Source organism: Stenotrophomonas sp. YJH_SMC_110 (assembly GCF_059369255.1).
This window is the reverse complement of the sequence record NZ_JCAFSM010000009.1, coordinates 61,246-74,526: the sequence shown is the minus strand read 5'-3', so window position 1 is coordinate 74,526 and position 13,281 is coordinate 61,246. Positions and strand designations below refer to the sequence as shown.

Sequence of the window (13,281 nt, the reverse complement as noted above, 5' to 3'; positions counted from 1 at the left end):
TCAGAGCAGCGGCGAGGCCAGCCGGGCGAAGGCCTCGGGCAGGCGGTGCAGCCACAGCGAGCGGCCGACCTGGTCGTGCACCCGCGTGGAACGGTCGAATTCGCCCTGCAGCAGTTCGGCCAGCGCAGCGACGCGGTCACGGTCGCTGATCATCATCGACAGTTCGAAGTTCAGCCGGAAGCTGCGGTGGTCGAAGTTGGCGCTGCCGACGATGCAGACATCGTCGTCGGCGATGAACGCCTTGGTATGCAGCATGCGCGGCCCGTACTCGTAGATCTTCACGCCCGCGTGCAGCAGTTCGTCGAAGTAGGACCGTGCGGCCTGGGTGACGAACCACGAGTCGCTCATCTTCGGCACCAGCAGGCGCACGTCCAGGCCGCCCAGCGCGGCCGAGGTCAGCGCCATCCGCGCTGCTTCACCGGGCACGAAGTAGGGCGTCACCAGCCACACGCGCTCGTGTGCTTCCTGGATCGCCGCCACGTGCAGGCGGTGGATGGTCTCCCAGCCCGAGTCGGGCCCGGACACCAGCACCTGGGCGCTGATCGGTCCATCCGCACGCAGCGGCATGTCGGCCGGCCACAGGCGGGCGATGTCGAAACGCGAGTGGTCCTGGCCACTGGCATAGAGCCAGTCCTCGGCGAACACCAGCTGCAGGCTGCGCACCACGTGGCCGCGGATACGCATGTGCAGGTCGCGGTAAGCGTCGGGCCTGCGGCTCTCGTCTTCCTCGTCAGTGATGTTGATGCCGCCGGTGAAGGCGAGGCGACCGTCGACGATCACCAGCTTGCGGTGGGTGCGCAGGTTCAGCCACGGGCGCTTGAACGGCTTCAGCAGCTGTCGCGGATGGAACCAGATCGCTTCGCCGCCGGCGTCCAGCAGTGGCTGCAGGAAGCGCCGGGGCAGGGCGGAAGAGCCCACCGCATCCAGCAGCAGGCGCACCTGCACACCGGCCTGCGCACGTTCGACCAGAGCATCGCGCAGTGCGGTGCCGGCATGGTCGGGGTTGAAGATGTAGTACTCCAGGTGCACGTGGTCGCGCGCCTGCGCGATCGCGTCGAGCAGCGCGGCATAGGTGGCTGCGCCGTCGACCAGCCAGGTCACCTCGGTGGCACTGCTGGGCGCCAGTCCGGTGGTGGCCTGGGCAACCTTGGCCAGCTCGGTGCAGTCCGAATCGGGCGGGCAGATATCGCTGTAGTGCTCCATGCCCGAGCGTGCACGGCCACGACGCAGCCGTTGCCGCTTCACCTTCTGCGGCCCCAGCAGGTAGTAGATGAAGAGCCCGAGGTAGGGCAGCAGTGCCAGCGAAAGGATCCAGCTCAGCGTGGCCACCGGCTCGCGCTTCTGCAGCATGATCCAGCCCGCCAGCGCGAACAGGTAGAGCAGGTAGGCCACCGCCAGGATCGTGCCGAGGTGGGCGATGCCGTCGAGCCAATGGCGCAGGGAGTCGAAGAGGGCGAGCATCCGCCGATCATAGCGGCGCCTGCTGCCGGATGGGGTCGGATGGGCTCAGATCCCTTTCCTCAGGAAAAGGGATCTGAGCCCAACCCGTGCGCCACGACGAGAACACAAAAAAACGCCCCTGTTTCCAGGGGCGTCTGCAGTCGCGTCATGACTGTTGTATTGCGGTGTAGCGTTTACTGCTGCACAAATCCGATCTTCTTCATCTGAGCATTCTTCGCGGCGGCCAGAACCTTGGCCATCACGTCGTACTCGGAATCCGGGCTGGCGTCGATGCGCAGTTCCGGCTGGTTGGTCGGGTCACGCTGGACCTCCTGCTCCATCCGCTGCTGCAGCTCGCTGGTATTGATCGGGCTGTTGTTCCACGAGACCTGGTTGCTGGCGTCGATCTTCAGTTCGATCGGCGGCGGCGGTTCGACCAGCTGCGGCGGTGGGTTGAGCACGCGCTGCGGCAGGTCCACGGCGATCGGGTACGTCATGATCGGCGCGGTCACGATGAAGATGATCAGCAGAACCAGCATCACGTCCACGAGGGGCGTGACGTTGATGTCTGCCATGGGGCCCTTGCCACCACCACTACTGAATGCCATGGCTTATTGCCCCTTTTCTTTGGTCGCAACGAAGCCGACGTCCAGCATGCCCTGTTCCTGCGCGACCTTGGTCAGGTCGTTGATGACGCGCATCTTGGTGGTGCGGTCACCACGCAGGTTCAGCGGCGGCTGCGGGGTCTGCTGTGCGGCGGTCGCCAAGCGGGACTCGAGAGTCTGCTTGTTGATTTCTTCGTCGTTCCAGTAGATCGAGCCGTCTTCCTTGACTGCCAGCGTGATCGGGTTGGGACGCTTTTCAGCATCTTCCGGCTTCTGGATCAGGTTGGCTTCCGGCAGATCCACCTTGACCTTGTGGGACATCAGGGGCGCCGTGATGATGAAGATGATCAGCAGCACCAGCATCACGTCCACGAGGGGCGTAACGTTGATGTCGGCCATGGGGCCGCCGCTGTTACCACTACTGAAAGCCATAACGGGCTCCGTCTAGATCTTGGTGACTACTTACTTCGTCGCTGGGTGACGCGCGCCGCAATTAGCGGACGCGCGAACCGGTGGCGAAGAAGTCGTGCAGGTCGTGCGCGAAGGTATCGAACTTGCTGATGGTCGCGCTGTTGATCTTGCTGAAGAAGTTGAAGGCGAACACGGCCGGGATTGCGACGAACAGACCGATCGCGGTCATGATCAGCGCTTCACCCACCGGGCCGGCAACGGCGTCGATCGAAGCGGAGCCGGTGGCACCGATCTTGATCAGCGCGCCGTAGATGCCCCACACGGTACCCAGCAGACCGACGAACGGAGCGGTCGCGCCGACGGTGGCCAGCAGGGTCATGCCCGACTGCAGCTTGTTGCTTTCGCGGGTGACGGCCTGGCGCAGAGCGCGGTCGACGAACTCCGAACGGCTCAGGTTCTCACCGACGCCGCCGGTAGCACCGCCTTCAGCGCGCTGGTGGTGGGCAGCGGCCTGGGCAGCGTCCAGGGCGATCTTCGAGAACGGCTCCGAAGCCGGCTGCTCTTCCATCGCACGGATGGCGTCCTGCGCGTTCGGGGTGTCCCAGAACAGGCTGACGACGCGGTCAACGGCGCTCTTCAGGCGGGTGGCACGGAAGATGTTGATGACGGTCCAGTACCAGGACATGGCCGACATGGCGATCAGGGTCAGCAGCACGACCCAGGAAACCGCGAAATCACCCGGCTTGGTGGTCATTTCGTGGATCAGGTGCTCGAAGCCCATCTGCGACAGGGCGTTGGACGGATTGCCCCCGGCAGCAGCGGCGATGAAAATTTCCTGCAGCATGACGCTTACCTTTGTTGTGTGTGGTGATAAAGGGTGTAGCTAAGCTAAACAATCGAACCGGGAGCGGGGGTGGCCGGAGGGCCACCCGGACGCATCAGTTCAGCGCAAAGTTGACCGGGACGCGAACGCGACCTGCCGCCTTCTTACCGCCAGATTCAGCGGCGTTGAAGCGCCACTTGCGAGCTGCTTCCATCGCAGCACGGTCCAGGTCGCGGTTACGGCTGGACTTTTCCACCGTGACATTGGTGACGTTGCCATTGGCATCGACATCAATGATCAGGATCACTTCGCCCTGGATACCCGCGCGGAAGGCGGCCGGCGGATAGCGCGGCGGATTCATGGCCTTCGACGAGATGTCCACGCTGGCCTCGATCGAGGTCGGCGGAGCCGGCGGCGACGGGGGCGACGGCGGGGTGACGATATCGTTCGGGCGCGGCTCCGGCACGTCCACGACCGGCGCCTGCGGCGGCGGCGGTACGGGCGACGGCTTCGGCGGCGACAGATTCTTCACCGGCGGTGGCGGAGTATCCTGCGGCGGCGGCGGCGGCGGCGGCGGTGGGGGCGGCGGCGGCGCGTCGACGATGGTCACCATGACGTTGCGCTCCTTCTCCGCGACGGCCTTGGGAGCCACGGCGGGAATGAGGAGCATCATGAAGGCGGCCAGATGCAGGGCAATTACAAACGCGATGCCGACGATGCGAGGCCAGCTCAGCCCCTTGTCATCGGGTTGTTCGTACCGGTGAACGACTAGTTGTTCCGTCATGCGCCAAGAGCTCAATAGTGGGGCCGGAATCCCGGGGGCGGGATCCCTGATCAGCGGTGCATGACACCGCAGGAACCTCCAAGCTTATACCAATCCTGAGCGCCTGCGCATCAACTGAGCAGGCATTCAGGCGTTATTCCTACTTACTTCAGGTTGATGATTTTTTTGGCATCCGCCTGGTTCTTCACGCCCTTCGCCAGCGCCTGCTGGGCGGCCTGCTTGGCCTCGGGGACGCGACCTTCGGCATGCAGGACGCGTGCCAGGTTCAGGTAGGTCTCACCGTCCTTGGAGAGCGGGGCAGCCTTCTGCCACGCATCGATCGCCTGCGGCACCTGGTCGGAGTAGTAGTAGGACTGGGCCAGCGCCAGGTAGACCTGGTAATCCGGCTTCAGGATGCCCTTCTGCAACCCTTCGTTGATGACCGCGATGACGTCCTTTTCCTTGTTCTCGGTGTTGGCATAGATCGAGTACAGCTGCTTGTACTCGCGCTCTTCGGTGAGCTGGCCGCTGCTGCGCAGCTTGTCCATCACCGCGGCGGCCTTCGGCATCTGGTCAGCCTGCATGTACATGTTGGCCAGATTCAGCTGGGCCTTCTTGTCCGTCGGGTTCTTGGCCGCCAGCGCTTCTGCGGCCTGCACGGCCTCACCGGTCTGGCCGGCTTCGGACAGGGCCGCCATCAGCAGCTGGTTCCAGTTGTCCTTCGGCTCGGCGGCGCCGGCGATGGCCTGCTTCAGCACCGGGATCGCTTCCTGGTAGCGCTCCAGCTGGTACAGCGCCTGGCCCTTGGCGATCAGCTCTTCCGGCTTGGTCGACTTGCTCTCTGCGAAGTACTTGTCCAGGGTGGCCAGGCCTTCGGCGGTCTTGTCTTCCTGCAGCTGCAGCTGGCCCAGCATCAGCATCGACTGGAAGTGGCCGTTGTTGTCCAGGCCGTTGAACTGGATCACCTGCTTCAGGTAGGCGATGGCGCCCGGCACGTCGTCGGTCTGGTAGGCGGCCTGCGAGGCCAGCTGCGCGGCCAGCGACTTGTCGTACTCGTTGGAAGCGCTGTCGGCCAGGATCGCGTCAGCCTGTTCGCGCGTCTCCGGGAACTTTTCCTTGTTGTAGCTGTCGATCATTTTCTGCAGCTTGCTGCCCATCTTGGCCGAGGCCTTGGCGGTCGGCTCCTGGCGGGTCGCATTCGGGTACAGCGGTTCGGCCTTGGCCTGCTTGCTGCTACCGCCGCGGCTGCCACGGTCGGAGGAACGCGAGGACTGCGCAAAGGCATCGGTGACCACGGCGCCGGTCAGGGCGGTCGCGACGAGGACGGAAAGCACAGCTTTGTGGTTACGGAAAATCATCGTTCACCTCGATCGAACCGCCGGATAGCGGCAAAGTCGGACTGTCAGAAAAATCTGAGCCGCCAAACGTATCAGAAACAGATGGCGTGAGAAATCGTTTTATGTGCTGCAATACAGCATAGAACTGCGCACTCATCCGCACTTTGGCCGCAGCCCGGCCGCCTGCGCCTGCTGGTAGACCGGCGTCAGGCCCGGTGCATCACGTCGCAGCTCCTGGATCCGGTTGGCCGGATCGGGGTGGGTGGACAGCCATTGCGGGCTGCGACCGCCGCTGGCGGCCATCATGTTCTGCCACAGGTCCACGGCCTGGGCCGGGTTGAATCCAGCCTGCGCCATCAGCCGCTGGCCAATCACGTCTGCCTCGCTTTCCTGCGTGCGCGAACCCGGCAGCAGGAAGGCCGCCTGCGCGCCCATCCCGCCCAGCTGGTTGACCGTGCTGGCGGCGCCATCGCCATAGGCGGCACCGGCCAGCGCGCCCAGCACGGCCAGGCCGGTCTGCGCGCCCATCTGCCGGGTGATGCGTTCTTCGTGGTGACGCGCGATGACATGGCCGATCTCATGGCCGATCACGGCAGCCAACTGGTCCTGGTTCTTGGCGACGGTGAAAATGCCGGTGTTCACGCCCACTTTTCCGCCGGGCAGGGCAAAGGCGTTCGGTTCCTTGTCGACGAACACGGCGGTCTCCCACCGTACGCCACGGTACTGAGGCGGCAACTGCGCGACCAACGCGTTGACCACGCACTGCACGTAGCCGTTCTGGCGGCCATCGGTGCTGATCTTCTCTTTCTGCTTGGTCTCGGCAAACGCCTGCGCGCCGAGCTGGTCAAGCTGTGCCTGCGATACGCCGCCCACCATCTGCCGTCTTCCGGTTGGCGAGGTGGTGGTCGCACAGGCACTGACCACGGTGGTGATGACTAGAGCCAGCAGCAGTTGTTTCATGGGTCCGCCCCCGTGTTCATGTGCGCAGTGTGTAGCGTACCTGCTTAATCTTTCGTCAAGCGGGCACGGCGTTACGTTGACCCCAGGAACACCATTGCGGCGAGCGCCACCGCGTTGTTCAGCGCATGCGCCGTGATCGCCGCCCACAGGGTGCCGGTGCGGCGGTACAGCCAGCAGAAGGCGGCACCCATGCCGCCGTAGACCAGCCACAGCTGCGCCATGCCCAGCAGCGAGTTCTTGCTGACACCGGGCACTTCATGGACCAGGGCGAACGCCAGGCTGCTGAGGATGAGGCCCAGCCAGGGGCGGCCGGCCTGCCACAGGCGCCCGAACAGGACACGACGGAACAGCAGCTCTTCGTAGGCGGGGGCGAGAACGACCGCAAACAGCACCAGGAACAACGGGAAGCGCGCGATCGCGCTCTGCATCAGTTCCACGTTGGTCGGCACCGGCTCGATGCCGAACTGCTTGGAAAGGAAGGCGACGCCGTTGCTGCCGACCACGATCAGCGTGGCCACCAGCAGGGTCCAGCCCCAGGTGGAAGGACGCTGCAGCGCCTGTCGCGAGGCCAGGCGTTCGCCGGCGTTCGCCGGGCGCCGCCAGAAGTACAGCAGCAGCGCGGCACCACCGGTGGCGATCAGGGCCATCAGGATCTGGGCCAGGGCCCCGGGCTGGCCCACTGCCGCGCCGGCGCTGTCAGGTGTGAGTGCACCGCCATTGGCCGCGACGTTGGCGCGGCTGACCACGATCGCACGGTAGAAGCCCCAGAACAGTCCGGTGACCATGCTCAGGCCGACCAGGGTGACGGCGGCGATGCCCAGGTCGATGAAGAAACCTGCCAACGGTGCCACGGCGCGCGGCGGGGTAGACGGCGGCGGAACCGGAGGCGGAGCGGCGGAGACCGGGGCGGATGCGGACATCAGGTACCTGCGTTCAAGGGACGAAGGCCGGTGCAGCTCCCCGCGCACCGGCCAGGTCCCGATTGTGTCAGATATCCAGGTTGGCGACCTTCAGCGCATTGTCTTCGATGAAGTCACGACGCGGTTCGACCACATCGCCCATCAGGGTGCTGAAGATCTGGTCGGCAGCGACCGCATCCTCGATGCGCACCTGCAGCAGGCGACGGGTCTCCGGGTTCACCGTGGTATCCCACAACTGCTCCGGATTCATTTCACCCAGACCCTTGAATCGCTGGATCTGGCGGCCGCGCTTGGCCTCCTCGAGCAGCCAGTTCTGCGCCTTCGCGAAGCTGTCGACTTCGATCGACTTGGCGCCGCGGGAAATCGTTGCACCTTCGCGCACCAGCCCGTGCAGCAGCTTGGAGGCCTGGTGGATCGCGCGCAGTTCGCCACTTTCGAACGCCGACAGCGGCAGCACCTGGATGTGCTCCTCGCCCATGTGGCGACGGGTCACCAGCACGGCGGCGGGGCGCTCCTCGTTGGCCTCCTGCAGTTCCAGGCTGAAACGCGGGCTGCCCAGGCTGCCCTGGTTGAGGCGCTTGGCCAGCGCATCCAGGCCTTCGCCTTCGCCGGCATTGCGCAGGCTGTCCATGTCCATCGGCACGAAATCGACCAGCGCTTCGAGCAGGTTGCGGTCATAGCGGTGGGCATTGCGTTCGATGGAATCGAGCGCGGCGGCATAGGCCAGCAGCAGCTTTTCCAGCGCCAGGCCTTCGATGCCCGGTTCGCCGGTGGCCGGCACCAGCGCGGCGTTTTCCACCGCACTACTGGCCAGGTAACTGTCCAGCGCCGGGTCGTCCTTCAGGTACAGCTCCTGCTTGCCCTGCTTGATCTTGTACAGCGGCGGCAGGCCGATGTAGACGTAACCGCGCTCGATCAGCTCCGGCATCTGACGGTAGAAGAAGGTCAGCAGCAGGGTGCGGATGTGGGCGCCGTCGACGTCGGCGTCGGTCATGATGATGATCTTGTGGTACCGCAGCTTGTCCGGGTTGTACTCGTCACGGCCGATGCCGGTGCCCAGGGCCGTGATCAGCGTACCCACCTGGTCGGAGGACAGCATGCGGTCGAAGCGTGCGCGTTCCACGTTGAGGATCTTGCCGCGCAGCGGCAGCACCGCCTGGTTCTTGCGGTTGCGGCCCTGCTTGGCCGAGCCACCTGCCGAGTCACCCTCGACGATGAACAGTTCGGACAGCGCCGGGTCCTTTTCCTGGCAGTCGGCCAGCTTGCCCGGCAGGCCGGCGATATCCAGCGCGCCCTTGCGGCGCGTCAGGTCGCGGGCCTTGCGCGCCGCTTCGCGTGCACGCGCAGCGTCGACGATCTTGCCAGCGATCGCCTTGGCTTCGTTCGGGTTTTCCTGCAGGAACTCTTCCAGGCGCGCGCCGAAGGCGTTTTCCACCGCCGGGCGCACGTCGGAGCTGACCAGCTTTTCCTTGGTCTGGCTGGAGAAGCTCGGGTCCGGCACCTTCACCGACAGCACCGCGATCATGCCTTCGCGCATGTCATCGCCGGTCAGGTTGATCTTGGCCTGCTTGGCGATGCCGTTCTGCTCGATGTAGTTGTTGAGCACACGGGTCAGCGCACCGCGGAAGCCGGCAAGGTGGGTGCCGCCGTCCTTCTGCGGAATGTTGTTGGTGAAGCAGTACATCGTCTCCTGGTAGGAGTCGGTCCACTGCAACGCCACATCCACGACGATGCCGTTGTGCTCGCCGGTGACCGAGATGACGTTCGGGTGCAGCGGGGTCTTCAGCTGGGCCAGATGCTCCACGAAGCTGCGGATGCCGCCTTCGTAGTGGAAGTCATCACGGCGGCCATCGCCACGTTCGTCGGCAAGGACGATCTTGACGCCGGAGTTCAGGAACGACAGCTCGCGCAGGCGGCGAGCCAGGATGTCGTAGTGGAATTCCACGTTGTCGTGGAAGGCGACCGTCGACGGCCAGAAGCGCACGGTGGTGCCGCGCTTGGTGGTGGTTTCCAGCTTGGCCAGCGCGGTCACGGCGGCGCCGTTGCTGAATTCCTGCTGGTAGTGGAAGCCGTTCTGGAACACGTCCACCAGCAGCTTCTGCGACAGCGCGTTGACCACGCTGACGCCGACGCCGTGCAGGCCGCCGGACACCTTGTAGCTGTTGTCGTCGAACTTGCCGCCTGCGTGCAGGACGGTCATCACCACTTCGGCGGCCGACACTTCGCGACCGAGCTTGGCGCTCATCTGCTCGTGCTTGCCGGTCGGAATGCCGCGACCGTTGTCGGACACCGAGACCGAGCCGTCGGCGTGGATCGTCACCGCGACATGGTCGGCGTGGCCGGCCAGCGCTTCGTCGATCGAGTTGTCGACAACCTCGAACACCATGTGGTGCAGACCGGTGCCGTCATGCACGTCGCCGATGTACATGCCGGGTCGCTTGCGGACAGCCTCCAGGCCTTCCAGGGCGGTGATGCTGTTGGCGTCGTAATTGCCGTTGTTTGCCGGGGTGTTCTGTTCGTCGCTCATTGCGCTTGCCGTAGGCTCCGCAGGTCGGCCACCGCTTGGAGCGATGCGCCGAGAATGAAAGGATTCCAACCCGAATTATACCAGCCGGGGTCGAGCGGCCCTGGTGTGCCCACTATGGCACAGCCACGATCTGTGCATGTTCCACGTGGAACCGGGCGATGTGGGTCAGTTCCTGCAGCGCCGCCGGCGTTTCGGTGGCGGTGATGAAGATCTGCGCGGGCCCGCCGAGCAGGCGCTGCAGAACCCGCGCCTGGTGGGTGCGATCCAGCTCCGAGCCCAGATCGTCCAATGCGATCACCGGCCATTCGCCGCGCTGTTCCGCGTAGTCCTCGGCCTGCGCCAGCAGGCATGCCAATGCCGTCAGCTTGGCCTGGCCGCGGGACAGCGCATCGCGACCCGGAATGCTGTGGAAATCCACGCTCCAGTCTGCCCGGTGCGGACCGACCGAGGTGTATCCGGCCTGGCGGTCACGTTCCCGGGCCAGAAGCAGCGCATCGGCCAGAGGGAGCTCGTGCCGACGCCAGCCCGGGCTGAGTTCCAGTGCCTGGATGCCGAGCTGCGGGGCCAGGCTGGAAGCCAGCGCCACGGTGCGCTGCTGCAGACGCTCCAGGTAGTGCTGCCGACGGCTGGTCAACGGTTCGCCGGCTTCAGCCAGTTCGTGATCCCAGGTATCCAGCATCCGCGACGGGCCACCTTGCTTGAGCAGGGCATTGCGCTGTTTCAGTGCCCGCGAATACCGGCGCCACAGGGACAGGAAATCAGGTTCCACGTGGAACAAGCCCCAATCGAGGAATCGGCGGCGAGGTTCACCACCACCGCTGACCAACGCATGGCTGCCTGGCTCGAATGTGACTACCGCAAGCGCTGCGCACAGATTGCCGAGCTGGGCCACGTCTTCGCCGTCCAGGCGCCCCTTCCAATCTTGGCCACTGTGCCGCAGGCCGGCCTTTCGGCGGTGCGGCGGGTGATTGGCACGTTGTTCGTCCCATTCCACGAAGATTTCCAGCGCTTCCTGGCCCTGGCGCACCAATCCATCGCGGACACGACCACGGAAGCTGCGCCCATAGGCCATCAGGTGCAGGGCCTCGAGCACGCTGGTCTTGCCGGCACCGTTGTCGCCGGTCAGCAGGTTCAATCCCGGCTGGGGCGACAGCTCCACCGCATTGAAGCGACGCAGTTGGTGCAGGGCGAGGCGGCGGATAAGCATGGGGCGCGAAAGACCATCCGCACGGGGCGGCAGAGGGGCAGGGAATTCATCAGCTTACTGCATCGGTCAAGCCGGACGTGCCCGGCCAGCTATCCGGCCAGCTATGGAGCAGTTACCGCAGGTCTGCCTGCGCCCTGACCGCTGGTTCCACGTGGCGCTGTTTCCTCATCCCAGCAGATGTGGGTCTCGGCAAGCCCGGAAATCCTTCGATTCTGCGAAGGGTAGCGGGGGTGTGAGCCTTGGATTTCGCCGATTTCAGGCGATGCCGTGGACAGCGCTTGCCTCGTCGCCGGCGAGTACCAGCGGATGAACCTGCAGATTCCTTGAAATCTACGGTCCCATGCCCTGGGCGGTTCCACAGATTTCAAAGAATTCAGACCGATCGTTCCACGCTGTCCACAGCTGCCCTGTATGACTTATACACAAGGTATGGGCAATCTGTGGATAAAAAAGCCCTTTTGCCATGCCTTCGAAACTATCCACAGGTTCCCCCCCAGGCTGGGAGGCCGATATACAGGGGGTTTCAGGTGCATAAATTTCTTTTAAATCAGTCAGATAAGGTGTTTTTCCACGAGATCTGGCTCTACCATCACCACCATGCTTTAGATTTATACCCAGATTTAGAAGCTAGGCTTGCCCCAATCTGCATCGAATCTTCCCTGTGGACAGCGGCGTTTGCAGAGGGAAGTCCATCGCGCCGCGATGCAGGATCATCGGTCCCTGTCTGGCCGGATCTGGGGACAGGCGACGAGTATCGGATCCTGCACCTGGACTTTCGATCAATCGCGACTCGTCATTGCTACGATCCAGCGATCCTGTTTTCAACGATCGAGACGAACATCCCGGAAAGGCAACGGATTTCAACCGAGCCCATCGACGGAAGTGACGTCGTCCGGAGAACTGCGTCTTCTCGATGCTCCACGTGGAACCTGCAAAAAAAACGCCCGGGAAGATCCCGGGCGTCGTTCGGTTCCACGTGGAACAGCAGCTGTCAGAGACGCAGCGGCATCACCACGTGGCGCGACTTCTCGCTGCTGGATTCACGCACCAGTGCCGAGGAGTTGGAATCGCGCAGCTGGATGATGACTTCCTCATCGCGCAGGGCGGAGAGGGCATCCAGCAGGTAGTTCACGTTGAAGCCAATGGCCAGATCGCTGACCGAGGTATCGGCTTCGATCTCTTCCTGGGCTTCTTCCTGTTCCGGGTTGTGCGCGCTGATCTTCAGGTTGCCCGGCGAGACTTCCACGCGGATGCCGCGGTACTTCTCGTTGGACAGGATCGCGGCGCGCTGAAGCGAGGCGCGCAGCGCTTCGCGATCAACCTTCACTTCACGGTCGGCACCGATCGGAATCACCGCTTCGTAGTCCGGGAAGCGGCCGTCGATCAGCTTGGAGGTAAAGGTGACATCGTCGCGCTTGACGCGCACGTGGCTGCGGCCGACTTCCAGCTCGATCTCGCGATCGCCGCTTTCCAGCAGTCGCTGCAGTTCGGTCACACCCTTGCGCGGCACGATGATCTGGCGCTTGGACCCGCTGGGCTTGGCCAGATCGGTTTCACACAGCGCCAGGCGGTGGCCGTCGGTGGCAACGGTACGCAGGGCATCGCCGCGCAGGTCGAACAGCAGGCCGTTGAGGTAATAGCGCACGTCCTGCTGGGCCATCGCGAACGCGGTGCGCTCGATCAGCTCCTTCAGGGTCGCCTCACCGATGGCCACGCGCTCGGTGGCTTCCACTTCATCCACCGACGGGAAGTCGTTCGAAGGCAGCGTGGCCAGGGTGAAACGGCTGCGACCGGCCTGCACGGTGATCTTGTCTCCGGTCTGCGAGACGGTGATCCGGCTGCCGTCGGGCAGGGCGCGGATGATCTCGAACAGCTTGCGGGCGGGAATGGTGGTTTCGCCGTCCTGGGCATCTTCAACCGCGATCCGCGACACCATCTCCACTTCCAGGTCGGTACCGGTCAGCGACAGCTGGCCGTTCTGCACCTGGACCAGGAAATTGGCCAGAACCGGAAGGGTCTGGCGGCGTTCGACCACGTTGACGACCTGTGCCAACGGCTTGAGAAAGGCTTCGCGCTGCAGTGTGAAACGCATGTGGTTCCGTGCCCCTATGCTTTAAAAAATGTGGAATAAATCAAAAGCTTGGTGGTGCTGGTAGAGACAGAATCGCTGGAAAACAATGCTAAGTCTTTGTAATTAAAGGTATTTCAGACCTCGAAACCCTCTGCATTACCGACCCCCAAGGGGTGGGGAAAGCTGTGGATAAATCTGGCGCGATTTCAAACGGCAT

The 13,281-nt window shown here is 64.0% G+C and carries 11 protein-coding genes; all 11 read right to left on the bottom strand.

Features of this window, described 5'->3' with window-relative positions:
- On the bottom strand, positions 1 to 1,461 hold the full coding sequence (cls, locus tag AC5P6H_RS16215; RefSeq protein ID WP_495202880.1) for a cardiolipin synthase: 1,461 nt from the start codon (positions 1,459 to 1,461) through the stop codon (positions 1 to 3).
- A gap of 173 nt (positions 1,462 to 1,634) precedes the next feature.
- Positions 1,635 to 2,048 carry an ExbD/TolR family protein gene (locus tag AC5P6H_RS16210; protein ID WP_005411740.1) on the bottom strand — a complete coding sequence of 138 codons (414 nt, stop codon included), beginning with the start codon at positions 2,046 to 2,048 and terminating at the stop codon, positions 1,635 to 1,637.
- A gap of 3 nt (positions 2,049 to 2,051) precedes the next feature.
- The gene (locus AC5P6H_RS16205) at positions 2,052 to 2,477 is read right to left on the bottom strand and encodes an ExbD/TolR family protein (RefSeq protein WP_005421196.1); all 426 of its coding nucleotides are present in this window, start codon (positions 2,475 to 2,477) and stop codon (positions 2,052 to 2,054) included.
- Positions 2,478 to 2,538: 61 nt separating this feature from the next.
- Positions 2,539 to 3,300: a TonB-system energizer ExbB gene (exbB, locus tag AC5P6H_RS16200; RefSeq protein WP_495202879.1), complete on the bottom strand. Its 762-nt coding sequence runs from the start codon at positions 3,298 to 3,300 to the stop codon at positions 2,539 to 2,541.
- Between the two features lie 94 nt (positions 3,301 to 3,394).
- The gene (locus AC5P6H_RS16195) at positions 3,395 to 4,063 is read right to left on the bottom strand and encodes an energy transducer TonB (protein ID WP_049408447.1); all 669 of its coding nucleotides are present in this window, start codon (positions 4,061 to 4,063) and stop codon (positions 3,395 to 3,397) included.
- A 143-nt stretch (positions 4,064 to 4,206) separates the two neighbouring features.
- Positions 4,207 to 5,400, bottom strand: a complete 1,194-nt coding sequence (locus AC5P6H_RS16190) for a tetratricopeptide repeat protein (protein WP_014035419.1) — start codon at positions 5,398 to 5,400, stop codon at positions 4,207 to 4,209.
- 132 nt (positions 5,401 to 5,532) lie between these two features.
- A complete protein-coding gene (locus AC5P6H_RS16185) occupies positions 5,533 to 6,339 on the bottom strand; it encodes a M48 family metallopeptidase (RefSeq protein WP_014645409.1) in 807 nt (268 codons plus the stop codon).
- 71 nt (positions 6,340 to 6,410) lie between these two features.
- Entirely contained in the window at positions 6,411 to 7,259 is an 849-nt protein-coding gene (locus AC5P6H_RS16180; RefSeq protein WP_046433405.1) for a CPBP family intramembrane glutamic endopeptidase, read from the bottom strand.
- A 67-nt stretch (positions 7,260 to 7,326) separates the two neighbouring features.
- The gene (gene gyrB, locus AC5P6H_RS16175) at positions 7,327 to 9,786 is read right to left on the bottom strand and encodes a DNA topoisomerase (ATP-hydrolyzing) subunit B (RefSeq protein WP_014645407.1); all 2,460 of its coding nucleotides are present in this window, start codon (positions 9,784 to 9,786) and stop codon (positions 7,327 to 7,329) included.
- A gap of 112 nt (positions 9,787 to 9,898) precedes the next feature.
- Positions 9,899 to 10,993 (bottom strand): DNA replication/repair protein RecF, encoded by a 1,095-nt coding sequence (gene recF / locus AC5P6H_RS16170; RefSeq protein ID WP_014645406.1) that lies wholly within the window; start codon positions 10,991 to 10,993, stop codon positions 9,899 to 9,901.
- Between the two features lie 991 nt (positions 10,994 to 11,984).
- Entirely contained in the window at positions 11,985 to 13,085 is a 1,101-nt protein-coding gene (gene dnaN, locus AC5P6H_RS16165) for a DNA polymerase III subunit beta (RefSeq protein WP_100554271.1), read from the bottom strand.
- Between the last annotated feature and the right edge of the window lie 196 nt (positions 13,086 to 13,281).